Source organism: Deltaproteobacteria bacterium (assembly GCA_016234845.1).
Taxonomy (GTDB): Bacteria; Desulfobacterota; Deferrimicrobia; order Deferrimicrobiales; family Deferrimicrobiaceae; genus JACRNP01.
This window is the reverse complement of the sequence record JACRNP010000023.1, coordinates 1-25,901: the sequence shown is the minus strand read 5'-3', so window position 1 is coordinate 25,901 and position 25,901 is coordinate 1. Positions and strand designations below refer to the sequence as shown.

The following is a 25,901-nucleotide window of genomic DNA, read 5'->3' as shown; positions in this document are numbered from 1 at the left end:
CAGCGGAAAGGTCATCCCGGGTTACGGCCACGCAGTGCTCCGCAAGACCGACCCGCGCTACACCTCGCAGATGGAGTTCTGCCAGAAGAACCTGCCGGACTACCCGATGTTCAAGCTGGTGAACATGATCTACAAGGTGGCCCCGGACATCCTCCGGGAGCACGGGAAGGCGAAGAACCCGTGGCCGAACGTCGACGCGCAGTCGGGCGTCATCCAGTGGTACTACGGCCTCACCGAGTACGACTTCTACACGGTGCTCTTCGGCGTCGGCAGGGCGCTCGGGGTCCTCTGCAACATCACCTGGGACCGCGCTTTGGGATACGCCCTCGAGCGTCCGAAGTCGGTCACGACCGACATGCTGGAGAAGTGGGCGGCGGAAGGCGGGAGAAAGCTCGCGTAAGCGTTCCGCGCGATCCCTGCCGGTGAAACGAAAAGGGGGCCGATCGGCCCCCTTTTCATTGCGCCCCCGCCCCCGCGGTCGCGCACTCCCGGCACGACCCGATGACGTGAAGATCGACGGCGGAGATCACGGAGATCCGCTCCGTTCCCGGGAATTCCAGCTTTTCGAGTGCGGCCGGCAGCGGGATGTCGAGAAGGCCGCTGCAGCCGACGCAGTGGAAGTGGGCGTGGGGCGTGTCCATCCCCTCGAACCGGGAGGATCCGCCGTCGTTGGGGCGGATCTCCCGGACCACCCCCTGGTCCCGGAGAAACCCGAGGTTCCGGTACACCGTTCCCAGGCTGATGTTCGGGATCGCCTTGCGGGCGTCCCGGTAGATCATCTCCGCGGTCGGGTGGGCGCCGGTCCGGCGCAGGATGTCGAGAATGACGCCGCGCTGACGGGTGTTCCGGGATTTTTTCATATATATGCTCCTTTATTTACTTTCAGGGCCGTATCCTATGTACGGGGGGAAGTATTGTCAAGGTGATTGAATCCGGGAGTGGAATCCGCTATATAGGGAAGTTATCGTCCATCGACAGGAGGAGGGATCCTTGATCGTTCCCGTGGGGTTGGTGCTGCCCGTGATACCCGTGGCGGCAGGGATGTTCGACACCCAGGTGCTGCGCCACGTCATGATGGCAGGGCCCATCGTGAAGCTCGTCCTGCTGCTCCTGGTGGGCTTTTCCGTGGTTTCGTGGGCCATCATCTTCCTCAAGTTCCGCCTCTTCAAGGGGATCGAGAAGAACCAGGCGGAGTTCGCGCGGGCGTTCGCGGAGGGGAAGAGCCTTCCCGCCCTCTACGAGAAGGTGGAGAAGGGGGAGAAGTCCCCGCTGACGGAAGTGTTCCGCGCCGGGTACATCGAGCTGACGCGGATCCACCGCGAGCGGGGGGAGACGGCCGAGGGAGGCCGTGCGCTCCCGTTCCCCGTCGACAACGTCCACCGGGCGATGATCAAGACGGCGCACGAGGAGGTGGGGAGCATGGAGGACCTCCTCCCGTTCCTGGCGACCACCGGCAGCGCGACGCCGTTCATCGGACTGTTCGGGACCGTGTGGGGGATCATGAACGCCTTCTCCGGGATCGGGACCACGGGGAACGCGACGCTCGCGACGGTGGCCCCCGGCATCGCGGAGGCGCTGGTCGCCACGGCCGCGGGCCTCGTGGCGGCGATCCCGTCGGTCATGGCGTACAACTATTTCCTGAACCGCATCCGGATGATCCACACCCGGATCGACAGCTTCACCGCGGATTTCATCAACTTCCTCGAGCGGAAGATCGAGAAGGCGTGACGCCATGGCCATGATGAGCAGTTCCGGCCGCGCCGGCGATCGCAGGATCATGGCGGAGATCAACGTCACCCCCCTGGTCGACGTGATGCTCGTCCTCCTCATCATCTTCATGGTCACCGCGCCGATGCTCACGCAGGGGGTGGACGTGAACCTCCCGCAGGCCAGCGCGAAGGCGCTGCGCAGCGACGAGGAGCGCCTCGTCGTCACGGTGGACGCCAACAGCCGCATCTTCATCGGGAAGCAGGCCGTCGAGTTCAACCGGATGGGGGGCGTCCTGAAGCAGATCGTCGCCCAGCGGACGGACCGCCAGGTGTACTTCCGCGCGGACCGCTCCGTCCCGTACGGTTTCGTGGTCAAGGTCATCGCGGAGGTTCGGAACTCCGGGGTTGAAAAACTTGGCATGGTCACGGAACCGCTCGAACGGTAAATGGACAGGCCCTAAGGTGCCCTTCGGGCCGCGGCTTTTTCAAGCCCCCCGAGCGCTCCCGCCCCGGGGGATGATCGCCCTCTCCGGGGCGTTCCACGTTGCGCTCGGCGTTCTCGCACTCGCGGTTTCCTCCATCCAGGGGCCGACGTTCCGCCTCCAGCCGGTCGCCGTCGTGGACCTGGTCGGGGGAGGGGAGTTCCGGGAAACCGGGGCGCGGCAGCCCGGACCGGCGCCGAAGCCGGCGGTCCGGGAGAAGGCCCCTCCCCCGAAGAAGGCCGGCAAGCCCCCGAAGGCCGCGGCGAGGAAGCCGGCGCCCGCCGCGCGTCCCGAGGATTACTCCACCGCGCGGAAACGCACGGCCGACGAATCGTCGGTCGCGGAGCGGCTGCGCCAGATGCGCGAGGCGCGGGCCGGGTCGGACGCGGTCCGGGGCGCGGTCGAGGAGCGGCGGCGGGAGTCCGCCGCGCGGGCGGCCGTGCGGAGCGTCGGCGAGCGGGTGGCCCACCGGGTCGAGGCCCCGAAATCCCCCTCCGCGGCGGGCGCGTTCGGAGGCGGCGCCCAGGGCACCGTGCGGCTGTCGGCGGAGCTTAGGGAATATTTCCGGAAGCTCGAGGAGAGCGTGCGCGGAAACTGGGTGCTCCCGGAGGCCCTGGTCCGCAATGCGGGGAAGCTGATGGTGGAGATGCGGATCGTCATCGAGAAGGACGGCAAGGTGTCCGACGCGCGCATCGAAAAGGGATCCGGGAACGTCTACTTCGACGAATCGGTGCGGCGCGCCATCCGGAAGGCGAGCCCGCTGCCCGTTCCCCCGGAACAGTTGCGGGGCGGGGAGGATCATTACGAGGTGGGGTTCCGATTCCACGGCGCGGGGGGGGCGGGGTGAGACGATCGATCGTTGGGGCGGCCGTCGCGGGGATCCTCGCGCTGGCGCTGTTCCCCGCCGCGGCGTTTCCGGTTCTGTACATCGACATCAACGCGCCGGGCGGGAAGCGGATGCCGATCGCGGTGGCGGAGATGGTGACGTCCGCCGGCGACCGTTCCCTCCCCGGCGCGATCCCGAAGATCATCGAGGCGGACCTCGCCTTGACCGACCTGTTCGACATCGTCCCACGCACCGGGCACCTGGAGCCGGTCACGCCGGCCCACTTCGCCGGGACGCCGCTGTCGTTTCCCGCGTGGAAGGTGGTCGGGGCGGAAGCGGTCGTCATCGGGAAGGCGGAGGAGAGGGACGGTCAATTCACCGTCGAGATGCGGCTCTACGACGCCACCCAGGGTACGCTGATGGCGGGGAAACGGTATTCGGGCACCCCGAAGCAGCTTTCCTCCATCGCCCACCGGTTCGCAAACGAGATCGTCTACGCCTTCACCGGCGCGCGCGGCGTATTCGGCACCGAGGTCGCCTTCACGGCGCGGCAGGGGAGGGGGAAGGAACTCTACATCGTGGGGATGGACGGGAAGGAACTCCGGAAGGTGACCGACAACCGGAGCTTCAACCTGTTCCCCCGGTGGTCTCCGGACGGGCAGTGGCTCGCCTACACGTCGTTCCGCACCGGCGTTCCGGTGATCTATCTCCGGAACCCGTCCACCGGGTCGGAGAAGGAGATCGTCCGGTACGGCGAGTCGAAGGCACCCGGGGGCTTCTCGCCCGACGGGGAGTGGCTCTACTATTCGGTGAGCATGGAAGGGAACTCCGACATCCACCGCACGCGGGTGGTCCGCGGCCAGCCGGAGAAGGTGGTCCAGGGGTGGGGTCTCGAGGTTTCGCCGGCGGTTTCTCCGGACGGCCGGCGGATCGCGTTCGTGTCGGACCGGGGCGGGTCGCCCCAGGTCTACGTGAAGACCCTCGGATCCGCGGAAGAGGTGCGCATCTCGCACGGGTCGGGGTACGCCACCTCGCCGTCCTGGTCCCCGGCGGGGAACCGGATCGCCTTCACCGCGCGCTCCGAGGGGCGGTTCGCCATTTTCACGGCCGCGCCGGACGGCAGCGACGTCCGCCAGGTGGCCTTCGTCGCGGGGGCGGACTGCGAGGATCCTTCCTTTTCCCCCGACGGGAGGTACCTGGTTTACACGTACCGGAAAAGGGGATATTCTGAGCTCAAAATCATTTCAACGGACGGTCGGCGCGAACGGACCCTGGTTTCCGGCCTCGGAGACGTGGGTTCTCCATCCTGGTCCCCCGGAAGGTAGCCTCCGGAAGGACGGGAAGCCCCGGCCGCACCCGGAAAAAAAGGGGGGGGGAGAATGGACGGTACGTTTTCGTGGAAGCGGGTCGCCCTGGCCCTGTTCCTGGCGGTGGTCGTCGCCACGGGATGCTCCAAGAAGCAGACGGTGAAGTCCGACGGCGCGGGCGGGGACGCGTCCGGGCCTGCAGCGGCCGCCCCCGCCGGTTCCGGCGCCGGTGAGGTGAAGGAAAGCCCCGTGAAGGAATCGAAGGCGTCCGACGCGTCCGCGTCGCCCGTCATGACCGCGAAGGCGGCGGAAGCCGCGGCCGGCGCCGCGGTCACCGAGGAGAAGGCGTCCCGGTTCGCCGACATCCGGTTCGACTTCGACAAGGCGATCCTCCTCGACGACGGAAAGAAGACCTCCCAGGAGGTCGCCGGATTCATGAAGAAGAACCCGCAGGCGAAGGTCCTGATCGAGGGGCATTGCGACGAGCGGGGGACGGCCGAATACAACCTGGCGCTCGGCGAGCGGCGCGCCGCCGCCGTGAAGGGGTACCTCGCTTCGCTCGGAGTCGCCAAGGGGGCGCTGTCCACGGTCAGCTTCGGAAAGGAGCGCCCGCTGGATCCCGGACACTCCGAGGACGCGTGGTCGAAGAATCGCCGCGCGCATTTCGTCCTGAAGTGAGGTGACGATGGGCCTGCGCAACGCGGTCGCGCTCCTGATTCTCGCCGGCATCGCCGCTTCGGCGGCCGGCTGCGCCGTCGCCGACACCGGCTCGTTCCAGCGGCTCCAGGACGAGATGGTGACGCTCCGGAAGGACATGGCGGCGATGCGGGCGGCGGCGCCGCCTCCCGTCTCCGTCGCCCCGGCGGAGACCCCCGGGTCCGGCGAGGTGCAGTCGCTTCGGAAGGGGTACGCGGACCTGAACAGCGACTTCGACCGGGTGAAGTCCGACCTCCTCGCCGTCTCGTCCCGCCAGGACGAGGCGCGGCTGGAATCGCAGAAGCAGGCCGCGCGGCTGAACGAGCAGGAGCGCGCGGTGCAGGAGATCCGCGGGAACGCGGAGCGGGTGAAGGAGGTCGAGCGGCGGGTGGCCGCCCTCGAGGAGAAGATCGGGAAGCTGGCCGCCGCTCCCGCGGCGGCCAGCGCGCCCGCGGAAGCGGCGACGGATTGGAAGAGCCCGGAGGAGATGTACGAGTACGCCGTCGGACAGGTGAAGGGGGGGAACCCGAAGAAGGGGCGCGAGGTGCTTTCGGCCTTCGCAGCGAAACATCCCGACCACAAGCTCCTGCCCAACGCTCTCTACTGGAAGGGCGAGGCGTTCTACGCGGAGAAGGACTTCGAAAACGCCATCCTCTCCTTCCAGGACGTGGTCGACCGGTTTCCGGCGGGGGACAAGGCCCCGGACGCCATGTTCAAGCAGGGGCTCTCGTTCCTCTCGCTGAACGACCGGAAGAACGCGATGATCCTCCTCGAGCTGGTCCAGACGAAGTACCCGAAATCGAAGTCCGCCGAGATGGCGAAGAAGAAGCTGGCGGAGATCCGCTGACCGGATGATCAAGAACTTCGTTCTCGACACCAACGTCCTGCTGCACGATCCCAACGCGCTGTTCCGATTCAAGGACAACCGGGTCTTCGTCCCGATCATGGTGATCGAGGAGCTCGATCACTTCAAAAAAGACCTGAACATGCTCGGGCGGAACGCCCGGACGGTGTCGAAATTCATCGACCGGCTGCGCGAGCAGGGGAACCTCGCGGACGGCGTGCCGCTGGAGCACGGCGGCGTGCTCCGGGTGGCGTTCGGCGGCGAGGGGGCGTCGCTCCTCCCGCCGGAGCTGAAAGGGTCGCTGGCGGACAACCAGATCCTCGGCGTGGCGCTGTCGGTGCGCGGTCGCGAGAAGGACGTGCCCGTGGTCGTGGTCTCCAAGGACACGAACCTGCGGATCAAGGCGGACGCCCTCGGGATCACGGCGGAGGATTACGAGAGCGACCGCGTCGACATCGAGGAGCTCTACCGGGGATTCCGCGAGGTGCAGGCGGGGAAGGAGTTCATCGACGCCTTCTACGCCGCCGGCGAGTCCGATCCGCCCCCGGGGGCCGAGGAGCTGTACCCCAACGAATACGTCGTGTTCCGGGACGCCGCGACGCAGTCGTCCGCCCTCGCCCGCGCGAACGGCTCTAAGCGGAAGCTCCGCCTGCTCCCGCCGATGAAGGACGACGTGTGGGGGGTTCGCCCGCGGAACAAGGAGCAGCACTTCGCCCTCGACATCCTCCTCGACGATTCGGTCAAGCTCGTGACCCTCGCGGGGAAGGCGGGGACGGGGAAGACGCTGCTGGCGATCGCCGCGGGGCTTCGGAAGACCTCCGACGACGAGGTGTACCAGCGGATGCTCGTGTCGCGTCCGGTCCTGCCGATGGGGAAGGACCTGGGCTTCCTCCCGGGCGACATCGAGGAGAAGCTGAAGCCGTGGATGCAGCCGATCTTCGACAACGTCGAGTACCTGTTCGGCTTCAGCCGGAAGAAGCGGCAGGGAGGCGTGCGGGGATACCAGGAGCTGATGAACCTCGGGATCCTGGAGATCGAGCCGCTCACCTACATCCGGGGCCGCTCCATCCCGAACCAGTTCATCATCGTGGACGAGGCGCAGAACCTGTCGCCCCACGAGGTGAAGACCATCCTCACCCGGGCCGGGGAGAACAGCAAGGTCGTCCTCACCGGCGACCCGTACCAGATCGACAACCCGTTCGTCGACTCGGCCTCCAACGGCCTCTCCTTCACGGTCGAGAAGTTCAAGGGGGAGGCGATCGCCGGGCACGTCATGCTCGTAAAGGGGGAGCGCTCCCCCCTCGCGGAGCTCGCCGCGAACATCCTGTAGCCGTCAGGTCGACCCGATGCGAGTCCTGGGGATCGAGAGCTCCTGCGACGAGACCGCGGCCGCGGTGTACGACGGGTCGGCCGGCCTCCTGTCCAGCGTCGTCTCCTCGCAGGTCTCGGTCCACGCGGCATACGGCGGCGTGGTGCCGGAGCTGGCGTCGCGGGAGCACCTGAAATCGGTGGTGCCGATCGTTTCCAGGGCGCTGTCCGACGCGTCCTGCGGGCGGGACGAAATCGACGGGATCGCCGTGACGGCGGGCCCCGGGCTGATCGGGTCCCTCCTCGTGGGGCTGTGCTTCGCCAAGTCGCTCGCATTCGCCTGGGAGAAACGGATCTACGGGGCGGACCACCTGGAATCGCACATCCACGCGGTCTTCCTCGAACGTCCGGTCGAATTCCCCTACATCGCCCTTCTCGTATCCGGCGGGCACACCTCCCTCTTCCGGGTCGGGGGGTGGGGCGACGCGCGGCAGCTCGGGGGAACGCTCGACGACGCGGCGGGGGAGGCGTTCGACAAGGGGGCCAAGATGATGGGGCTCGGGTACCCCGGCGGCGTGGTCATCGACCGGCTGGCCGAAAGCGGCGACCCGTCGCGGTACCCGTTTCCGCGGGCGCGCCTCTCCGCGGATTCGGCGGAATTCTCCTTCTCGGGATTGAAGACCGCCCTGCGGACGTTCCTCGCCTCCCGGGGCGGGAAGGCGGCCCGGATCGAGGACGTCTGCGCGTCGTTCCAGGAGGCGATCGCGGACATCCTTTCGGAGAAGGCGGTCGCCGCCGCGCGGCGGGAAGGGATTCCGCGTCTCGTGCTGTCGGGAGGCGTATCGGCGAACTCCCGGCTCCGGGAGCTTTCGCATTCGCGGGGCGCAGCGGCCGGGATCGAGGTTTTCCTCCCGTCGAAGGCGCTGTGCACCGACAATGCCGCCATGGTGGCGCTGCTCGGGGAGCGGCGGATGTCGGCCGGGGAGTTCTCCGGCCCGGAGCTCAACGCGTATGCGGCCTCCCGGTTCGCCCGGTAAGTGGTGCGTTTCATCAATGCGGCAACGAATCCAAAGAACGATCCCTCCGGCTGCGCCGCCTCGGAGGGCGGGGCTCCGTTCGTGGCTCGCCGTGCGATGAACCCGCACGGCTGCGCTTTACCTCACTGCGCCCCCCCTCCTGCGGCGACTCCGCCGGAGCCTCCCGTTTTTAATGCCCACTGATTCCCCGCGGCGGACCCTCGCCGCCCTCGGCCTGTCCCCCCGCAAATCGCTCGGGCAGAATTTCCTCCACGACGGGAACATCGTCCGGAAGATCGTTGCCTTGGCGCACTCTTTCCCGGGACCGTACCTCGAGATCGGGCCGGGGCTGGGAGCGCTGACCGGTCCCCTGGCGGCGGACGGAGCGGCGGTGATCGCCGTCGAGATCGACCGCGGGCTTGCCGCCCACCTGCGGGAGCGGTTCGCGGGATCGACGGCGGAGGTGGTCGAGGCGGACTTCCTGGCGGTCCCCGCGGAAGTGTGGCGGCGCCGCTTCCCCTCGGGCGGCACGGCGGTGGGGAACCTGCCGTACTCCGTCTCCTCCCCGGCGATCCTCCGGCTGATCGAGCTGCGCGACCTCTTCCCGCGGGCCGTCCTCATGCTCCAGCGGGAGATGGTGGAGCGGCTGTGCGCACCCCCCGGCGGGAAGGAGTACGGCATCCTCTCGGTGTATCTCGCGGCGCTCGGAGAGGCCCGGCAGGAGTTCGTCGTCCGGAGGGGGTGCTTCCACCCGGCTCCGGAGGTCGACTCGGCGGTGATGACGGTCCGTTTTTCCGGTGATTTCCCCGACGCGCTGTTCCGGGCGCTGCAGACGGTGGTCCGCGCCGCCTTCGCGCGGCGGAGGAAGACGCTGCGGAACGCCCCGGCGCCGTTCCTCCCCGGGGGTGCGGCGCAATGGTGCGTTCTGCTCGAGTCGGCGGGGATCGACCCGTCGGACCGCGCGGAGACGGTTCCTCCCGCCGCGTACCTCGCCCTGGCGCGCTCCTTTTCCCGAATGTAGTGGAAAAATCGCCGGTCCCCGCTTACAATTGACCGGAAATGACCGATCCGAAGAATCCCCGCTACATCGCGATCGAAGGCGCCATCGGGGTGGGGAAATCCTCGCTGGCCAAGCTCCTCGCCCAGAAGTATGCCGCCCGCCTCGTCAAGGAGGAGGTGGCCAACAACCCGTTTCTCGAGCGTTTCTACGAAAATCCCCGGAAATACGCGTTCCAGGCGCAGCTCTTCTTCCTGCTGTCCCGGTATCGCCAGCAGAAGGAGCTGGCCCAGGGCGACCTGTTCGAGGCGGGGGTCGTGTGCGACTACATCCTGGCCAAGGACAAGATCTTCGCCCTCATCAACCTGGAGGACGACGAGGTTTCCCTCTACGAGTCGATCTACAAACTGCTCGTCTCCACGCTCCCCAAGCCCGACCTGGTCATCTACCTGCAGGCGCGCCCCGAGGTGCTCCTCTCCCGGGTCCGGAAGCGCGGGATCGCGTACGAGCGGAACATCTCCCTTGACTACCTGAAAACATTGAGCGATGCTTATAACGAATACTTTTTCCACTATAACGAGACCCCGCTCCTGGTGGTGAACACGAGCGAGATCGACTTCGTGGAAAGCCCCCGCGACCTTGAACATCTCGTGAGAGAAGTCAAGAGTGTGAAACGCGGGACGCAGCACTACATACCGCTGGGATCCAGGTAGCACCGGACCGAGACGGAAACGTTTAAGGATGCGGTGGCACGGCGCCTTGTCCTGCGCCGGGCCGTCGCGGGCCACGGGCGGATCGCGCGGCCTTCCGGGAACGGTTCCGGAAGGCCGTTTTCTTTTTGCGCCGAACGGGGGGGGTACGATCGTGCGGAAGACCAACATCCTCGACCTGGGAAAGATGAAGGCGGAAGGGTCGAAGATCGTGATGATCACGGCGTACGATGCGCTGTTCTCCCGCATCTTCGACGAGTGCGGGGTGGACATCATCCTCGTCGGGGATTCCCTGGGGATGGCGGTGCTCGGCCATCCCGACACGTTGAACGTGACGATGGAGGACATGGTGCGGCACACGGAGGCGGCGGCCCGGGGGCGGAAACGCGCGTTTCTCATGGCCGACATGCCGTTCCTATCGTACCAGGCCTCCACGGCCGACGCGGTCCGCAACGCCGGGCGGCTGCTGCAGGCGGGGGCGGAAGCGGTGAAGCTCGAAGGGGGGCGCAACGCGTCGGACAAGATCCGGGCGATCGCCTCCGCGGACATCCCGGTCATGGCGCACATCGGGCTCACCCCGCAGTCGATCCACCGGATGGGCGGCTACCGCGTGCAGGGGAAGACCGATCCGCAGCGGGAACGGCTGCTGGACGACGCCGCGGCGGTGCAGGAGGCGGGAGCGTTCTCGCTACTGCTCGAAGGGATCCCCGCGGCGCTCGCCGCGGAGATCACGCAGTCCCTGTCGATCCCCACGGTCGGGATCGGGGCGGGGCCGGGGTGCGACGGCCAGGTACTGGTGATGCAGGACCTGCTCGGGTTGTTCGACGAGTTCCGGCCGAAATTCGTGAAGCGGTTCGGGGAGCTCCGGAAGCCGGTTGCGGACGCGGTCTCCGCCTACGCGGCGGCGGTGCGCGACGGGTCGTTTCCGGGCAGGGAGCACTCCTTCTGATGGAGCTTCTCCGCACTCCGGCGGCGATGCGGGAGTGGGCCGACGCGCGGCGGGCGGAAGGGGTGCGGATCGGGCTGGTCCCCACGATGGGGTACCTCCACGAGGGTCACGTGAGCCTCGTGCGGATCGCGAAGGAGCGTGGCTGCGGGGCGGTGGCGGCGACGATCTTCGTCAACCCGACGCAGTTCGGCCCCGGCGAGGATGGTCGTCGCGAAGCTGTTCCTCGCGGCGAAGCCGCACGTGGCGGTGTTCGGGGAGAAGGATTGCCAGCAGCTGGCGGTCATCCGGGCGATGACGCGGGACCTCGACTTCGGGATCGAGATCGTCGGGGCGCCGATCGTCCGCGAGGAGGACGGGCTGGCGATGAGCTCGCGAAACGCGTACCTGAAAGGGGACGACCGGGTCGCCGCCCGCTGCCTTTCGCGCGGGCTGTTCCGCGCCAAGGCGCTCTTCGACGGGGGGGAGCGCGACGCGGGCGTGCTGGTCGCCGCGGCGCGGGAGGAGCTCGTCCGGGAGCCGCTGGCGAAATTCGAGTACGCGGAGGGGCGGGCGCCGGAAACGTTATCCCCCGTGTCGGGCCGCGTCGACGCGATCACGATCCTCGTGGCCGCGAAGGTTGGGCCGGCGCGGTTGATCGACAACATCACGCTTCGAAAATAACCAGGTTCCATACCGGGAGGGAACGACACCATGATGAAGTCGATGCTGAAATGCAAGATCCACCGGGCCACGGTGACCGACGCCGTGCTGCACTACGAGGGGAGCGTCACGATCGACAAGACGCTGATGGACGCGGCGGGGCTGGCCGAGTACGAGCAGGTGCACATCTGGAACGTGGACAACGGGAACCGGTTCACGACGTACGTCATCGACGGGGAGGCGGACTCCGGCGTGATCTGCCTGAACGGCGCCGCCGCCCGCCAGGTGAGCAAGGGCGACCTGGTGATCATCGCCGCCTTCTCCATGTACGACGAGAAGGAGCTCGCGAACTTCCAGCCGACGCTGGTCTACGTGGACCGGAAGAACCGGATCACGGACGTGAAGCGGAAGGTCGAGTCGGAGAGCCAGCGCCCCCGCGTCGCGGCCGTCGTCTGACCCCAAATCCGGGACGTTCACAGAACTCCCACAGAAGCGGGACACTCCTGAGGCGTCCGGAGACGGGAGTGATTCATCCGTGAAATCGGGCTCGGACCGACAGCCCGGGGTGGTGTACGCGGCCTCCCGACTGGTCGTGGACGCCGATACGACGTTCGCCCCCGGCGCGCTGGCCGTGGCGGACGGGAACGTCCTCCTCGCGGGGACGCGGGACGACGTCCTGAGGGCGGCACCCGCCGGATTCGCGAGGGCGGAGTTCCCAAGCGCGGCGATCGTTCCCGGGCTGGTCAACGCGCACGTCCACCTGCAGATCCCCCGGTTCGAAGATCCATCGGGCAAGCCGCTTCCGATCCCGGCGTCGTTCACGGACTGGATCCTGCGGGTGATCGTCTGGAAGCGGGGTCCGGATACCCACCGGTTTGCCCCCGACTTCGCCGCCGCGGCGCGGGAAGCTCTATCCTTCGGCACCACGGCGGCCGGGGAGATCGCGGGTCCGGACCTCTCCGTGTACCGGTCGTGCCCTCTCCGCGCGCGGATCTTCGCGGAGGGGATCGGTTTCCTCCCCGAGGTCGCTCCGGAGATTCTCGAATCCGTGAAGGGCGCGCTCGATCGGCTCGACGACCTGGGCGCCTCCAATCCGCTGCTCTCCAGCGGTGTCTCGCCCCACACCCTGTACACCGTCGGCGAAACGCTCCTTCGGTTCCTCGCGGCGCTCGCGTCCGAAAAGGAACTCCCCGCCTGCCTCCACCTGGCAGAGTCTCCGCAGGAGATGGCGTTTCTCGCGGACGGCGGGGGGGAGATCGCCACGCGTCTCTACCCCGCGGTCGGGCGGGACGTATCCTGGTTCCGCGGCCTGGGACGGAACGTGCCGGAGTACCTCCGCGATGCCGGCCTTTTGCGGGAGGGAGTCGTGCTGGTGCATAATGTCCACCTCTCGCGCACGGAGCTGGACGGGCTGCGGGGAGGCGGGGCGCGGTTCGTCCTGTGCCCGCGGAGCAACGCGGCGCACCGCCACGGCGACCCGGACGTGACCCACTTCGTCGATTCGGGCGTACCGTTCGCCCTGGGGACCGACAGCCTGGGGTCGGTGCCGGACCTGTCCCTCTGGGCGGAGATGATGGCCGCGCGGTCGCTGTACAGGGGCGGAAAGAAGGAAGACGTTCTCTGCCGGGAGCTGTTCCGCGCGGCGACCACGAGCGGGGCCGGCGCGCTATCCCTGCCCGGCGGGATCCTCGCCCCGGGGGGTCCGGCCGACTTCGCGGTCGTGGACGACCCGGGAGGCCACGGCGGACGGTTTTTCCGGAACCTGCTGGAGCGGACCGGGCGGGAGAACGTGCGGTTGACCGTCGTGGCCGGCCGGCCGGCGCACGGCGGCGCGGAACGGAGCCGATAAAGGAAAGGCGGGGGCGGGGATGGCCGGGAAGCCCGACAGGACCGAAAAGCCGAGCGCGCCCGCCGTCAAGGTGGTCGCCACGAACCGGCGCGCCCGGCACGAGTACGAGATCCTCGAAACGTTCGAGTGCGGCCTGGCGCTCGAAGGGTACGAGGTGAAATCGATCCGGGAGGGACGGGTCACCATCGCCGACGGGTACGCCGCGTTCCGGGGGAACGAGGCGTTCGTCGAGAACGTGCACGTCACCCCCTACTCCCACGGAGACCTGAGGGTGATCGATCCGCTCCGGGTCCGCAAGCTGCTCCTCAAGCGCAGGGAGATCGACCACATCTTCGGTAAAGTGAAGGAGCGGGGGCTTACCGTCATCCCGCTGAAGATGTACTTCAAGGGGCCGCGGGTGAAGCTCGAGATCGGGCTGGCGCGGGGGAAGAAGCTGTACGACAAGCGCCACGACATCGCCGAGCGCGACGCGCGGCGGGATATCGAACGGGCGACCCGGACCCGCGGGAAACGCGGCTCGGGCGACTGACCGGGGCGTGCGATGACGAATAACGTCACCGGCGTCTTTTACCACCCGTCCTTCTCCCGGCGCAGCTACCTCACGGTCGGCGCGCGCCTGGCCGACTTCCCCGAAGCGCTGGACGGGGTCCTGCGGACCGGCCGGGCGAAGCTCTACGAGCCCGGGCCCGTTTCCCGGGAGCTCCTGCTGAAGGTCCACACCCCGGGGCTGATCGACGGGGTGCAGGGAGACCCGTTATGTTCGACCGCGTGGCATTCGGCGGGCGGCGTGGTGATGGCGGGAGAGAAGATCGCCGGGGGCGGGATCGCGAACGCCTTCGCCTTCATCGGCGCGGGGGGGCACCACTCCGGACGCGATTTCTTCGGGGGGTACTGCTGCTTCAACGACGTCGCCCTCTGCATCGTCAATCTCCGGGAGAAGTTCGGGTACCGGCGGTTCGCGATCCTCGACACGGACGCCCACCACGGCGACGGCACGCGGGAGCTGTTCCGTTCCGACCCCGACGTGCTGCACGTGTGCGTCTGCGGAACGGAGTACCGGTCCCCCGACGGCACGAAGGTGGACCTCCCGTTTCCCGACGCCGGCGGGGGCGGGCGGGAAAAGCGTTCCATGAACGACGCGTACCTCGACCTGGTCCGGCGGGAGCTCCCCGATAAGGTCCGACGGTTCCGGCCCGACCTCCTCTTCTGGTATTTCGGATTCGACACCCACCAGGGCGACTACGGCGACATCGGTCTCACCGGCCCGTGCTACTGGGGCATCGCCACCCTGATGCGGGAAGTCGCGGAAGAGGCGTGCGGGGGGAGGCTCGAAGTGGTGCTCGGCGGCGGCAGTCACACCCGACTGGCGACGTACCTGATCCCGCCGGTCATCGAGCGTCTGGCGGGTTTGTAGCCGCGAGGGAACCTTATTTGCAGGAACGGTGTCTAATAAACGGGGCAGAGATGCTCCGGTTTCCCTCCTTTGGTCGTTTGGCGGGTCGTTCGGGCGCGCATCCCGGGCGGTCCGCCAAACTGCTATAATGGAGAAAGCGAACGGGGGCGAAACGGTTTCGACGGGGATGTCGATGCTCCTGGGTTGCGTGCCGAGGCCCTGAACCTCGTAAAAACGGGAACTCAATAGTCGCCAACGACTATCCGTTAGCCCAGGCGGCTTAAGCCGCCTGCCTCCGACCGTCGAATGCCCGTATAGGCGCGAGGAGGTCACTCTCACGGGATAGCCCGACGCCTCCTCCCGGGGGGCAAAAGGGCGAAACCTCTCCCGGGATGGTCCGAAGGGAACCCTGCCGGCCGGGGTCCCCGTGGACGAGATCCAAATGACCGGAAACGCACGTAGTAGCCCGGAGTAAAGAATCTTCGGACGGGGGTTCAACTCCCCCCGCCTCCACCAACGGCAGGATTCTCCCCATGGCGGCACAACCCATGGGGAGTTGAACGGGCGAATGGCGCCGAGCGGATAGCGAGGATGAGGGCGACGCACGGGAGCCCGGAAGCCATTCGCCCCGCCGCGCAGGCCGGCCCCACTCCCGGACGTGATACGCTCCCTGGGGTACCCCCCGACGAGGATCTCTTGGGGCAAGCCCTGGTTGGGCCGCCCCACTCCCGGACGAATTGCGCTCCCTTGGGGTACCCCGCGGCGAACATCCCTTGGGGCAAGGCTCATCGGTCAACTCCCCCCGCCTTCACTCACTTACAGCAGTTGAACGGGCGCGGGGCGCCGACCGAGTAGCGAGCCCCGCCCGCGGCTCACGAACCCCTAAGACATTGTTAGCTCGGGCAACGCGGTCTTCACGATCGCAAGGAAGCTCTCCATAGCGGGTGAATTGCGCTTATCGGAGTGTCGGGCGAGGAAAATAGGCCGTTTCAGAGTCATCCCCGTCACCGGAACCCTCACGAGGCGCTTTGACCGAATTTCGGAACGAAGCCCGTAGATCGACATGAACGAGAGCCCGATGCCCTCCTTGACCAGCGCCTTGCAGGTCTCCGGGCAGGTCAGCTCGATGGATTTCCGGATCGCTCCCCTCCTCGATGACAACCAATCTTCGAAGAGCTGGCGGGTCGCCGAGCCCTTCTCGCGCGTGATCCACACCTCGTCTCCAAGCGAATCCGGAGCAACCCGGCGCACCTTCGCGAGGGGATGGGACGGGCTGGTGAAGCAGACGATCTCGTCCTCAAGAAGCGTCGTAAGTTCCAGCTCCTCGTTCGCCAGGTGAGCGCCGACAAAACCCAGGTCGAGCTCGTTCCGGACGATCTTCTGCTCTATCCGAAGAGAGTTCTCCACCGTGTAGTGGAGGGCCACCTTCGGGAAACGGCGGTGGAACCGGCCAAGGATGCCGGGGAGGAGGTAGAATCCCGGAGTTGCGCTGGCTCCGATCCGTATGGATCCGCATTCCTCGGAACCATGGGAGCGCACCGCCTCGGCGGTCCGTTCCATGGCCCCGAGCAGCTTCTCCGCCTCGGCGGCCAGCGTTTCCCCGGCGTCTGTCGTGTGGAGCGACTTGCCGATCTGCTCGAAGAGCCGGACGCCGAGCTCTTCTTCGAGCTGACGCACCCGCCGCGAGACCGCCGGCTGGGAAAGAAGGACTTCCTCGGCCGCCCGGGTGTAGTTCCGGTGTTTGCGGACAGAGAGGAACGTGCGAAGGAGATGCGGGTTCATCGGCAACCCCAAAATATGCGCATGGTAACGCAAACAATAATGCATTTTTAGTATAGCTCCGGGAAGCATACGATGATAGCCATCGGCGCGACGCGGGATATTGAAAAATCGAACCGGACGAAAAAAAGGAGTCGAGCATGTCCAACAATGCAGTGCGCCTGACCCAGCTTTCCCACTGCGCGGGATGAGCGGGCAAGATCGGTCCTGAGGACCTCGCTCAGGTTCTGAGCGGCTTGCCAAAGATCATGGATCCGAACGTGCTCGTCGGGCCGGGAACCTCCGATGACGCGGCCATCTACCGCGTCTCCGACGAACTGGCGCTGATCCAGACCGTGGACTTCTTCACCCCGGTTGTGGACGATCCTTACCAGTTTGGCGCCATCGCGGCGGCGAATTCCCTAAGTGATGTCTATGCCATGGGCGGTCGCCCCGTCCTGGCGCTCAATGTCGTCGGTTTCCCGAGAGGGAGCGACGTGCTGCCCATGTCGATGCTCGCGGAGATCCTGCGCGGCGGGGCGGAGAAGGCCCGGGAAGCCGGCATCGACATTGTCGGCGGTCACACCGTCGACGACAAGGAGCCGAAGTACGGCCTGTGCGTGACCGGCTTCGTCCATCCGAAAGAATATTGGGCCAATGTCGGGGGACGCGCGGGGGACCGGCTTGTCCTCACGAAGCCGATCGGAACCGGGATCGTGACGACGGCCATGAAGGCCGGCACGGCCGGCGAGGGAGCGTCAAGGGCGGCCATCGGGACCATGGCGACCCTGAATCGCGCGGCGGGGGAGGTCGGCCGGAAGGCCGGCGTGCGCGCATGCACCGACATTACGGGATTTGGCCTGCTGGGCCACCTGCGCGAGATGCTCTCGGGTGTCGGCGCGCGGATTCGGCTGACGACGGTTCCCGTCCTTCCGGGGGCGCGTGAACTCGCCGTCAAAGGCTTTATCCCAGGGGGCACGCGCCGCAACCGGGAGTCCCTTGACGGGATCGTGAGCTACCTCGACGGGATCGATGAGGTCGACCGCATCCTGCTCTGCGACGCCCAGACATCCGGAGGGCTTCTCTTCGCGGTCGAACCTTCGAGATTCGACGCCCTGCTCCTGGGTCTGGCCGAAGCGGGAGTTGCGGCCGCGGCCATCGGGGAACTCATCGCGGAACCGAAAGGCCGGATCGAGGTTCTGCCGTAGCGGTGCCGTCATGATCGATACGGGGCTGGCCGTCCTGATCTTCTTCGTGGGTTTCGCCGTCAGCTGCCTGGCCGGGTTGGTCGGGATCGGCGGCGGGATCATCATGGCGCCCGCGCTTCTCTACCTGCCCCCCGCTTTCGGGTTCGTCCCCCTGGACATGCGGCAGGTCGCCGGCCTGACGATCACGCAAGGGCTGTTCGCCTGCCTGTCGGGGGCTTGGCGTCACGACACATACCGGAGCGTAAACCGCCGGCTCGTGGTTTCCATGGGGAGCGCCATCACGGCCGCCGCGCTGACGGGATCGGTCGTTTCGCGGTGGGTGGAGAACGCGGTGTTGATGATGGTCTTCGCGGGGCTCGCCGCCCTGGCTGCGATCATGATGTGGCTTCCGAAGTCCGAGGACCAAGAGGTCGAGGACCCCAATGCCTGCAGGTTCAACATTCCTCTCGCCGCATCGATTGCCGCAGCGATCGGCTTCCTGGGTGGGCTGGTCGGTCAGGGAGGATCGTTCATCCTCGTTCCCCTGATGCTCCATGCCCTTCGGCTGCCGACCCGCGTGGTCATCGGGAGCAACCTGGCGCTTGTTTTCCTCTCCTCGCTGGCAGGCTTCGCAGGCAAGGTGGCCACGGGACAGGTCCCGCCGATTCCCGCCGTGCTGCTCGTGCTAGCGGCGGTGCCAGGTGCTCAGATCGGCAGCATCTTGAGCCACCGCACCAGCCCCCGATGGCTGAGGACCACGCTAGCGGTTATAGTCGGCGTGGCGGCGGTGGGCATGATCGCCGACGTCGTGGTCAGGGTGCGCTGATCTCGGAGGCGGCGCGCGCCGGCTACTTCTTGAGCTTCGCCGCCGCGGTCTCGTACCCCTTGCGAAGCTCCTCGAGGGCCTGCTCGGCGCCCGCGTGAAGGTCCCCCCAGGCCTCCTCCCCGGCCTTCCGCATCCGTGAGAGCTGCTGCTGCGCGGTCTCCTGCAGCGTCTTCAGCTCGTCGACCTGTCCCTTGAGCCTCGCCCGGGCCCCGGCGCCCAACGTTTCGGCCTTCCCGCGGAGCTTCTCGATCTCGTCGCCCCAATCCCGGATCCGCCGGTCGATCCTCTCGTGGTACTCCTCCCGCCAGGCGGCGGGGGCCTCGTACGCCACGACGCGGATCACGCCGATCGCCTCGCCCCTGGAGCCGGTGGTCACCGCGTCGCTGACGGAGACCACGTTCGAGATCTTTCCCGATGCGAGGAAATCGTTGACCGCCCGGTCGAGTTCGTCGAGCTCGTTTTTCGCGTGAAAGATTTTCAGCTGGCTGGCGAACGTCTTGACCAGTATCATCGGGGGCCTCCGTGGCGCCGGCGGGGCGGCGCATATTCGTGTCGGCCATTTCATCGTACCTCAGTTCATCGGGACGCCGCGCGGCGAAGCGGCCGCGAACGGGGAGCAGGTCCCGGCTTGCCCCCCAGAACTTATTTGGCAGATTATTCTTGACACACAGTAAATTCAGAATATACTGAACCATCAGGAATGAACAACGGCATTTCGGGGAGGGAAGGATCGATGGACCGGAAGGTAAAAGAGGCGTCCTGCTGCGGGCCGTCGGCGAAACCGTTCGCCGGCTGCAAGGTCGAATCGCTGATCGCAGTCGATGAACGCGGTCAGATGGTCCTTCCGAAGGAGCTGCGCGACCGGGCGGGGATCAAGGGGGGCGACAAGCTGGCCGTGATCAGCTGGGAGAAGGAAGGGGAGGTGTGCTGCCTGTCGCTCATCAAGGTGGAGGAGTTCAGCGGGATGGTCAAGCGGGTGCTGGGGCCCCTGATGGGGGAGCTGCTTCAGAAAGAATAAGGGAGGACATGCAGCGATGAAAGAGGCGAAGATTCGAAAATTCGTCCGGGACCGGTACGCGGGGATCGCCCGGCAGGGAGGCTCCTGCTGCGGTGCGGACACGGGATGTGGAACCGGTGGGGTCGCGGAATCGGCGAGCCGGACCGTCGGCTATTCGAAGGAAGAGATGGATTCGGTTCCTCGGGGCTCCAACCTGGGGCTTGGATGCGGCAATCCCGTCGCGCTGGCCTCCCTCGAGGAAGGGGAGACCGTTCTGGACCTGGGCGCCGGGGGAGGCTTCGACTGCTTCCTGGCGGCCCGGGCGGTCGGGCCGTCGGGTCGAGTGATCGGCGTGGACATGACGCCGGAGATGGTCGAGAAGGCCCGTGAGAACGCCCGGAAAGGCGGCTTCGGCAACGTCGAGTTCCGCCTCGGGGAGATCGAGAACCTGCCGGCGGCCGATGGCTCCGTGGACGCCGTCATCTCCAACTGCGTCATCAATCTCTCCACGGCCAAGGAACGGGTTTTCACGGAGGCGTACCGGGTGCTGAAGCCTGGAGGGAGAGTCATGATCTCGGACCTGGTGCTTTCGAAGGCGCTTCCGGAGGCGGTGGCCCTGTCGCTGGCGGCTTACGCGGGGTGCGTCGCGGGGGCCGTCCGGAAAGACGAATACCTCCGCCTCCTGGAAAAGACGGGATTCCGGGATGTCCGGGTCGTGGAGGAGAACCGGTTCGATTTCGGAGAGAGCGGGATGGAGGAGTACACCGGGAGCGTCGCGAGGAATTTCGACGTCCCCCTGGAAGCGGTTCGGGAAGCGGCGAAATGGCCTGCCAATTGTCGGAGATCGATACGGATTTATCGCGTGTTCTGGTTATCACGGGAGGGCTCGACGGTGTGTTCTGCACCGGCGGCGACCTGAAGTTCTGGCGTGCCGTTCCCGACCCCCGGTCCGTGAGCACGGCGGGGCGCGATGTCTTCGTTCGTCTCGCTCAAATGAGCATCCCGACCATCGCGGCGATCAACGGCCATGTAATCGGCGACGGGCTGGGCCTTGCATTGGCATGCGATCTTCGAATTTCATCCGACCGCGCGACGTTTCGATTGCCGGAGACCGCCTACGGGTTCATCCCGGGATGGGGAACCGTCCGCGAGCTCGTCGTTTCCGTCGGCAGGGCACGTGCCGCGGAGTTGCTGCTCACGGGTCGGCAGCTTGATACCCAGGGCGCTCTCGCGATCGGGCTGATCAGCGAAGTCGTTCCGGCGGACGACCTTATCGGGGTCGCGTTGGAACGGGGCCGCGACTTGTCCAAGTTGTCGGGTTCCGCCTTGGAGGCCATGAAATGCGCCTTGCGCGGCGGGGATGATCGGACGTGCTTCGAGAGCGTCTGGGGATCGCCGGATTGGCAGGAGGGGATTGAGGCGCTTCTTGCGAAAAGAGCCCCCCAGTTCGAACGACAAGGAGGATCGACATGTTGCCCGCGGAACAGAAGTTAGCCTACACCGGCTTCTACAACTCGGCGCGTCACAACGAAATCCTGGACGAGAGGACGACGGTCCTGATTCACCTCGCGTCGGCCATGGCGATGGCGTGCTATCCCTGAATGGAGCATTACCTTGGCGTGGCCAAGGGATTGGGAATCGCCGATGACGAGATCGGCGCGGTCCAGTCGATCGTGATGGCGGTATCCGCCGGCAGGGTCAGGGCCCAGTTCCGGGAGGCCCGAAGAAAAGGGAAGTCTCCTCCGCTGGGGGAGGATTCCTGCAAGTGTTGAGGAGAGCGACGATGACGAGTCTGCCGAATAGAACGGTGGTGAGCGTGGACGGCCCTGCGGGCGGTTTGGCGATCGCCTGCGATTCGGGCGCTGCGTGGATCACGCAATGTTGCGACCCGATGGATCATGTCCTGACGGCCGGCATGGATTTCGCGCCGCAAAAGGGAGGGAAAATCACTGTCCAGGTCATCAAGGACGGGAAGATCTCCATCCGGCTCCGCAACCCGCCGTCCACCGAACCGTACGACTCCCCCTCGGGCGCCTTGAGGATCTGGCGCGCGTCGATATATCGGTGGGCGCGTCGTTTTTTCCCGGGGGGGCAGCTGTAACTTCCTTGCGGCAAGGGATGGATTCTTGCGTCGCGGGAGCGGGCGGTCATCCGCGCGCGTTGCCGTTGTTCTCCCGCGGCGGGACGCGGAGGGCGGGGAAGAACAGGCTCGCCGCGAATGCCGCGATCGCGATGGCGGCAACTGCCCACAGGATCCGCTCCATGCCCGACTGGAGCGCCCCCGAGATGCTCCGAACCACCGCGGGGGGCAACAGGTCGCGTCCCGGTCCGAGCAGGCGGTCGACGGTTCCGGCGGGCGCTCCGCTTCCGAGGAGCGCCGCCGCGAGGATGCCGCCCAGGATCCCCACGGAGAGCGTGCCGCCGATCGTGCGGCCGAACATCGTGCTTGCGGTGGCGATGCCCCGGCGCTCCCAGGGGACGCTCGACTGCACCGCAATGATGAGCGGCGTGTTCGCGAAACCCAGCCCCAGCCCGTAGAGAAAGGTCAGGCCCCGCGGTACCCACAGGTCCACGCCCGGCCGGACGAGGAACGCCAGCAGCAGCGCGGCGCAGGCCGCCACGCCCAAGCCGCCGCGGATGGGGGCGCGGTACCCGATCCGCGGGAGCAGACGTCCGGACAGCGTCGATGCGATGGGCCACCCGATGGAGAGGGGGGCGATGGCGCTGCCGGCTTCGGTGGGGCTTCCCGCGAGGACGCTTTGCACGTACAGGGGCACGTAGGTGACGACCGAGAACATCGCCGCGCCCATCAGCACCCCGCTGGCCGTCGCCACCGCGATGACGGGTTGCGTGAAGAGGTCGAGCGGAAGGAGCGGCTCGGGCGCGCTCCGCTCCGTCCACAGGCAGAGGGCCAGGCCGACCGCGGCAGCCGGGACGAGCGCCGCCATCCCCTCCCGGGAGCGTGCGGCGAGAAGGGCCAGCACCACCGTGACCGAAAGCAGGACCGCACCCGCGAAATCGAGCCGGTGCTCGGTCCGCTCGACCTTTTCGTGATAGGCGAAGAGAAGCATCGCCGCGCCGGCCAGCCCCGGCGGGATATTGATGTAGAAGATCCAGCGCCACGAGAGCCATTGGACGATGGCGCCTCCGAGAAAGGGGCCGACCAGCCCCGCGAATCCCCACATGGCGGCGAGGTACCCCTGGACGCGGGCCCGTTGATGGACGTCGAACAGGTCCCCGACGATGGTCAGGGCGACCGGCTGGATCGCCCCGGCGCCGATCCCCTGGACGGCGCGGTAGACGATGAGCTCGCCCATTCCGTCGGCGCGGCCGCAAAGGAAGGAGCCGCCGAGGAAGACGGCGATGCCGGCGATCATCACCGGCTTGCGCCCGTAGAGGTCGGCGAGCTTGCCGTGGATGGGAAGCGTCACCGTCATCGTCAGCATGTAGGCAGCGAACACCCAGGCGTAGAGGTGGATCCCTCCCAGGTCGCCCACCGCCGTGGGCATCGCCGTGGAGACGACGGTCATCTCCATCGCGGCGAGAAAGAGACCGAGAAGGAGCGCGAGCACGGTCAAGGGGCGGTTGGTCGTCGACACCGGTAGATCGTATCGTAACGAGGAGTCGATATGCCTGCCGATATCGAAAGGAATTCGAGGCAGGATCGCGATAAGGGGTTGCGCCGTTCGGCGCAACCCCCGGATCCCTCGCCGGTTACAGGTTACAGGAGAGAACGAACCCTCCCTTGCCGATCCGGCACTCTTTCCCGTCCCCGAGTTTCCTGTATACCCCCTCGGGGGCGGGGGTCATCCTTCCGAATTCGTTGATCAACAGCTTCTTCCCGTCGAACTCGCATGCGTATTTCGTGTTGGAAATCTGCGTGTACAGCATGCTTCGGGTCTTCTGGATGCACTGATCGGCGGCCGCGGAGGTAGGGTCGGAAACGGCCGTCGCGGAAAAGGGTATGGACAGCGCAACGGCCACCAGGATCAGAAACGTGATCATCGTAATTGCCGGAAGGTCGGGTAACGTCTTCATGATGCGTCGCCTCCGTAACGTACGGCATGCGGTTGGTTTCCTGATGCCGGTTCCTGATGGTTTAGATGCGCATCGACACGATTACGAATCACGCACTTCTTTTCCCGATTCGTAATCCGCCGGCATCCCTTCCATCGAGGGCGGGGAAATTGCTTCGTCCATTCGACGAGATACGCTTCGACCATCGAGGAACATTTTTTGCTGCAGACTCTTTTTAACCAAAGAACCGGTGGAAGGGGGATGTCGGGATTTGGCTTGGGTTCCGGAGGTCAACGAGATCCTGACGGCCGTGATCGGACTTGCGTGCCGGGGCGGCGAAGAGCTCCGCGTGCAAAGGATATATTCCGCGTTGTGCGAGCTGAAAGGGAGGGATGCGCTCCTGTCTGGCCTCTACTTCTCCATCACGGGGGCGGTGTGTTACTCCCGGCAGATCGAGGAATCCCTCCGCTCGCTGATTGCGAAAGGGATCCTCGTCCGCAAGGAGCAGGGCACGCTGGTGGTCCGGGACGATACGGCGAAGGAGATCAAGGCCCAGCTGAGGAAGCGTCTTCCCTCTCCGGTTTACCGTGCGCTGAGAAACGCCTCGAAGCGGTTTTACGGGAAAATATTCCGGGCGGACCGATCGGCCGGAAAGGCAAGCGCAAACCCCTCCCTCCGGTGAAAGTCGGGCCGGGGGCCGTGATGGGCCAGCGCCCAGTGGCTCATCCCGCCCGCGGTCGACCGGAGGACGGCGCAGACCCCCACATCGATCGCCTGTCCCGGCGGGAGCATCGCGGCGAGATCCAGGGAAAGGGACAGGTGCAGGGCGTCCGAATCCGTCCGCACCTCGAAAGGGAGGGACGAAACGGCCGTCTCCTCCCGCATCCCCGCCCGATACGTCGTGAAGCGGTAGATGTTCCAGTCGCCGCCCGGGGAAAGGTTGAATTCCCAGTACGCCTCGTCACCCATCGCTCCGATGAAGAGTTCGAGACAGGTCCCCTTCCAGAGGGCGTCCTTTCTGCCCGGCGTCTCTTCCGGCGTGGGAATGGCGAGTTCCGACAGCTTACCAAGGATGGCGCAGCGGACCGATAGCAGCCCCGCCTGGCGCGCGACCTGCCCCGTGATCGCGAGATCGGGACGATCCTCCTCACCGCGAAACGGTATCAGGGAAAATTTCCGGAGATTCGACGGGCCCGTCACGATCCGTACAGGAGGTGGAGGGATCGTCGCTTCATGAACGCCCGCTCCTCGCGCGCCCAGTCCGCCGCGGGATCGCGCCATCCACGGCCCCGTTCGATCGCCTTCCGCTCGCGCGCCGAGCCGCACAGCAGGTCGAAGGCGGGAACGTCCTCCACGAATTCGTACGGTTCCGTCCGCCACCGGAAACGGGATGGGTTCTGCGCACGCGCCGCGGCGACGCAGGCGACGCCGGTGCGGAACGGCCGGAACGCCTCGCGGTCGGACACCACGAGTTCGACCCCGTGGCACCGTTTCCCGGCGTGCTTGTCCCAGGTCGGAATGAACCGGACCGGGCGGAATCCGACGCCCGGCAGCCGTTCGGACCGGAGCGCGTCCGCCAGGAGATCGGCGTCGAGCCACGGCGCCCCGAACAGCTCGAAGGGCCGCGTGGTGCCGCGCCCCTCGCTTACGTTCGTCCCCTCGAGGAGGCACATCCCCGGGTAGACCAGCGCCGTCTCCGGCGTCGGCATGTTGGGGGAAGGGAACACCCACGGGAGTCCGGTTTCGCGCTGGAACATCCCCCGACGCCAGCCCCGGCACGGGATCACGGTGAGCTCGAGGTCGAGCTTCCGCTCCTCGCGGTACAGCCGGGCCAGCTCGCCCACGGTGAGGCCGTGGCGGACCGCCACGTCGTGCACGCCGCAAAAGGATTCGAAGCCGGGGCGAAGCGCCGGGCCTTCCACTTCGCTTCCTCCGACCGGATTCGGCCGGTCGAGGACGAAGAAGGCGATCCTGGCGCGGGCCGCGGCCTCCATGCAGAAGAGCATGGTGGCCTGGTAGGTGTAGTAGCGCGCGCCGACGTCCTGGATGTCGAACACCAGCGCGTCGAGCCCGCGCAACGCCCTTCCCGGCGGCCGAAGCGATTCGGCGGTATTTCCGTAGAGCGAGTGGACCCGCACTCCCGTCCGCCGGTCGCGCTCGTTCCCCACCGCGGACATGTACTGGACATCGCCCCGGACGCCGTGTTCCGGCCCGAAGAGGGCGGTGAGCCGCACCCCACGCGCTTCGTGAAACAGGTCCGCGGCGTGGCGCAGCCGCCGGTCCACCGACGTGGGGTTGCAGACGAGGCCGACCGCGAGCCCCTTCAGGGGGCCGAACCGCTTCTCCACGAGAACGTCGAGCCCCGTGGAAACCGTGCCGGGTCGACGCTTC

The 25,901-nt window shown here is 66.8% G+C and carries 31 protein-coding genes, 1 other RNA gene and 1 pseudogene; 26 read left to right on the top strand and 7 right to left on the bottom strand.

All coding sequences use genetic code 11. The annotated features are described in order from the left end of the window. Positions 1–400: citrate (Si)-synthase (locus HZB86_02000; GenBank protein MBI5904319.1), on the top strand; the 400-nt coding region annotated here is incomplete at its 5' end. Positions 401–455: 55 nt separating this feature from the next. Here the strand turns inward: HZB86_02000 and HZB86_01995 are convergent. Then, positions 456–860 carry a transcriptional repressor gene (locus tag HZB86_01995; protein MBI5904318.1) on the bottom strand — a complete coding sequence of 135 codons (405 nt, stop codon included), beginning with the start codon at positions 858–860 and terminating at the stop codon, positions 456–458. Positions 861–1,041: 181 nt separating this feature from the next. Here HZB86_01995 and tolQ point away from each other — a divergent pair, with 181 nt between their 5' ends. The 17 genes and pseudogenes from tolQ (at position 1,042) to ssrA (ending at position 15,241) form a co-directional block, all read left to right on the top strand. Further along, positions 1,042–1,728: a protein TolQ gene (gene tolQ / locus HZB86_01990; protein ID MBI5904317.1), complete on the top strand. Its 687-nt coding sequence runs from the start codon at positions 1,042–1,044 to the stop codon at positions 1,726–1,728. A gap of 13 nt (positions 1,729–1,741) precedes the next feature. Continuing rightward, on the top strand, positions 1,742–2,155 hold the full coding sequence (gene tolR / locus HZB86_01985; protein MBI5904316.1) for a protein TolR: 414 nt from the start codon (positions 1,742–1,744) through the stop codon (positions 2,153–2,155). Positions 2,156–2,225: 70 nt separating this feature from the next. Then, positions 2,226–3,038: a TonB C-terminal domain-containing protein gene (locus HZB86_01980; protein ID MBI5904315.1), complete on the top strand. Its 813-nt coding sequence runs from the start codon at positions 2,226–2,228 to the stop codon at positions 3,036–3,038. Further along, the gene (gene tolB / locus HZB86_01975) at positions 3,035–4,342 is read left to right on the top strand and encodes a Tol-Pal system beta propeller repeat protein TolB (protein MBI5904314.1); all 1,308 of its coding nucleotides are present in this window, start codon (positions 3,035–3,037) and stop codon (positions 4,340–4,342) included. Before HZB86_01980 ends, tolB begins: the two co-directional genes overlap by 4 nt. Before the next feature lie 54 nt (positions 4,343–4,396). Beyond that, positions 4,397–5,002: a peptidoglycan-associated lipoprotein Pal gene (gene pal, locus HZB86_01970; protein MBI5904313.1), complete on the top strand. Its 606-nt coding sequence runs from the start codon at positions 4,397–4,399 to the stop codon at positions 5,000–5,002. Positions 5,003–5,009: 7 nt separating this feature from the next. Further along, the gene (ybgF, locus tag HZB86_01965; protein ID MBI5904312.1) at positions 5,010–5,867 is read left to right on the top strand and encodes a tol-pal system protein YbgF; all 858 of its coding nucleotides are present in this window, start codon (positions 5,010–5,012) and stop codon (positions 5,865–5,867) included. A gap of 4 nt (positions 5,868–5,871) precedes the next feature. Beyond that, on the top strand, positions 5,872–7,194 hold the full coding sequence (locus tag HZB86_01960; protein ID MBI5904311.1) for a PhoH family protein: 1,323 nt from the start codon (positions 5,872–5,874) through the stop codon (positions 7,192–7,194). Between the two features lie 16 nt (positions 7,195–7,210). Next, the gene (gene tsaD, locus HZB86_01955) at positions 7,211–8,209 is read left to right on the top strand and encodes a tRNA (adenosine(37)-N6)-threonylcarbamoyltransferase complex transferase subunit TsaD (protein ID MBI5904310.1); all 999 of its coding nucleotides are present in this window, start codon (positions 7,211–7,213) and stop codon (positions 8,207–8,209) included. A gap of 172 nt (positions 8,210–8,381) precedes the next feature. Beyond that, positions 8,382–9,209, top strand: coding sequence for a ribosomal RNA small subunit methyltransferase A (gene rsmA / locus HZB86_01950; GenBank protein MBI5904309.1), 828 nt, complete (start codon positions 8,382–8,384; stop codon positions 9,207–9,209). Positions 9,210–9,247: 38 nt separating this feature from the next. After that, positions 9,248–9,898 carry a deoxynucleoside kinase gene (locus HZB86_01945; protein MBI5904308.1) on the top strand — a complete coding sequence of 217 codons (651 nt, stop codon included), beginning with the start codon at positions 9,248–9,250 and terminating at the stop codon, positions 9,896–9,898. Between the two features lie 148 nt (positions 9,899–10,046). Further along, complete coding sequence (gene panB, locus HZB86_01940) at positions 10,047–10,844, top strand: 3-methyl-2-oxobutanoate hydroxymethyltransferase (GenBank protein ID MBI5904307.1); 798 nt, start codon at positions 10,047–10,049, stop codon at positions 10,842–10,844. Next, positions 10,844–11,504 (top strand): annotated as a pseudogene (locus HZB86_01935) (pantoate--beta-alanine ligase). The gene panB and the pseudogene HZB86_01935 overlap by 1 nt, the downstream one beginning before the upstream one ends. A gap of 30 nt (positions 11,505–11,534) precedes the next feature. Continuing rightward, a complete protein-coding gene (locus HZB86_01930) occupies positions 11,535–11,939 on the top strand; it encodes an aspartate 1-decarboxylase (protein MBI5904306.1) in 405 nt (134 codons plus the stop codon). Between the two features lie 79 nt (positions 11,940–12,018). After that, positions 12,019–13,332 (top strand): amidohydrolase family protein, encoded by a 1,314-nt coding sequence (locus HZB86_01925; protein ID MBI5904305.1) that lies wholly within the window; start codon positions 12,019–12,021, stop codon positions 13,330–13,332. 19 nt (positions 13,333–13,351) lie between these two features. After that, positions 13,352–13,861: an SsrA-binding protein SmpB gene (gene smpB / locus HZB86_01920; GenBank protein MBI5904304.1), complete on the top strand. Its 510-nt coding sequence runs from the start codon at positions 13,352–13,354 to the stop codon at positions 13,859–13,861. Between the two features lie 12 nt (positions 13,862–13,873). Continuing rightward, positions 13,874–14,746: a histone deacetylase gene (locus HZB86_01915; protein MBI5904303.1), complete on the top strand. Its 873-nt coding sequence runs from the start codon at positions 13,874–13,876 to the stop codon at positions 14,744–14,746. 142 nt (positions 14,747–14,888) lie between these two features. Further along, positions 14,889–15,241, top strand: a transfer-messenger RNA (tmRNA) gene (gene ssrA / locus HZB86_01910). 366 nt (positions 15,242–15,607) lie between these two features. On the opposite strand, the gene HZB86_01905 is transcribed toward ssrA, so the two are convergent. Continuing rightward, positions 15,608–16,507, bottom strand: a complete 900-nt coding sequence (locus HZB86_01905) for a LysR family transcriptional regulator (protein ID MBI5904302.1) — start codon at positions 16,505–16,507, stop codon at positions 15,608–15,610. A 137-nt stretch (positions 16,508–16,644) separates the two neighbouring features. Here HZB86_01905 and selD point away from each other — a divergent pair, with 137 nt between their 5' ends. Both selD and HZB86_01895 read left to right on the top strand, forming a co-directional pair. Then, a complete protein-coding gene (gene selD / locus HZB86_01900; GenBank protein MBI5904301.1) occupies positions 16,645–17,691 on the top strand; it encodes a selenide, water dikinase SelD in 1,047 nt (348 codons plus the stop codon). 25 nt (positions 17,692–17,716) lie between these two features. After that, on the top strand, positions 17,717–18,496 hold the full coding sequence (locus tag HZB86_01895) for a sulfite exporter TauE/SafE family protein (GenBank protein MBI5904300.1): 780 nt from the start codon (positions 17,717–17,719) through the stop codon (positions 18,494–18,496). Between the two features lie 22 nt (positions 18,497–18,518). Here the strand turns inward: HZB86_01895 and HZB86_01890 are convergent, their stop codons facing one another. After that, positions 18,519–19,007 (bottom strand): hypothetical protein, encoded by a 489-nt coding sequence (locus tag HZB86_01890; GenBank protein ID MBI5904299.1) that lies wholly within the window; start codon positions 19,005–19,007, stop codon positions 18,519–18,521. 222 nt (positions 19,008–19,229) lie between these two features. Between HZB86_01890 and HZB86_01885 the strand changes: the two genes are divergently transcribed. From HZB86_01885 to HZB86_01865, 5 genes are all read left to right on the top strand, one after another. Beyond that, positions 19,230–19,514: an AbrB/MazE/SpoVT family DNA-binding domain-containing protein gene (locus HZB86_01885; protein ID MBI5904298.1), complete on the top strand. Its 285-nt coding sequence runs from the start codon at positions 19,230–19,232 to the stop codon at positions 19,512–19,514. A gap of 16 nt (positions 19,515–19,530) precedes the next feature. Continuing rightward, the gene (arsM, locus tag HZB86_01880) at positions 19,531–20,412 is read left to right on the top strand and encodes an arsenite methyltransferase (GenBank protein ID MBI5904297.1); all 882 of its coding nucleotides are present in this window, start codon (positions 19,531–19,533) and stop codon (positions 20,410–20,412) included. Next, positions 20,316–20,987 carry an enoyl-CoA hydratase/isomerase family protein gene (locus tag HZB86_01875; protein MBI5904296.1) on the top strand — a complete coding sequence of 224 codons (672 nt, stop codon included), beginning with the start codon at positions 20,316–20,318 and terminating at the stop codon, positions 20,985–20,987. Before arsM ends, HZB86_01875 begins: the two co-directional genes overlap by 97 nt. A gap of 107 nt (positions 20,988–21,094) precedes the next feature. Next, positions 21,095–21,265 carry a hypothetical protein gene (locus tag HZB86_01870; protein ID MBI5904295.1) on the top strand — a complete coding sequence of 57 codons (171 nt, stop codon included), beginning with the start codon at positions 21,095–21,097 and terminating at the stop codon, positions 21,263–21,265. Between the two features lie 11 nt (positions 21,266–21,276). After that, on the top strand, positions 21,277–21,594 hold the full coding sequence (locus tag HZB86_01865; protein MBI5904294.1) for a DUF2917 domain-containing protein: 318 nt from the start codon (positions 21,277–21,279) through the stop codon (positions 21,592–21,594). A gap of 46 nt (positions 21,595–21,640) precedes the next feature. Here HZB86_01865 and HZB86_01860 read toward each other — a convergent pair whose 3' ends face one another. Both HZB86_01860 and HZB86_01855 read right to left on the bottom strand, forming a co-directional pair. Then, the gene (locus HZB86_01860) at positions 21,641–23,092 is read right to left on the bottom strand and encodes an MFS transporter (protein MBI5904293.1); all 1,452 of its coding nucleotides are present in this window, start codon (positions 23,090–23,092) and stop codon (positions 21,641–21,643) included. A gap of 115 nt (positions 23,093–23,207) precedes the next feature. Continuing rightward, on the bottom strand, positions 23,208–23,531 hold the full coding sequence (locus HZB86_01855; protein MBI5904292.1) for a hypothetical protein: 324 nt from the start codon (positions 23,529–23,531) through the stop codon (positions 23,208–23,210). 250 nt (positions 23,532–23,781) lie between these two features. Here HZB86_01855 and HZB86_01850 point away from each other — a divergent pair, with 250 nt between their 5' ends. Then, positions 23,782–24,192, top strand: a complete 411-nt coding sequence (locus HZB86_01850; protein MBI5904291.1) for a hypothetical protein — start codon at positions 23,782–23,784, stop codon at positions 24,190–24,192. On the opposite strand, the gene HZB86_01845 is transcribed toward HZB86_01850, so the two are convergent. Continuing rightward, on the bottom strand, positions 24,126–24,710 hold the full coding sequence (locus tag HZB86_01845; protein ID MBI5904290.1) for a DOMON-like domain-containing protein: 585 nt from the start codon (positions 24,708–24,710) through the stop codon (positions 24,126–24,128). The two genes, HZB86_01850 and HZB86_01845, sit on opposite strands and share 67 nt — an antisense overlap. Continuing rightward, on the bottom strand, positions 24,707–25,858 hold the full coding sequence (locus tag HZB86_01840) for a DUF1343 domain-containing protein (protein MBI5904289.1): 1,152 nt from the start codon (positions 25,856–25,858) through the stop codon (positions 24,707–24,709). Before HZB86_01840 ends, HZB86_01845 begins: the two co-directional genes overlap by 4 nt. Between the last annotated feature and the right edge of the window lie 43 nt (positions 25,859–25,901).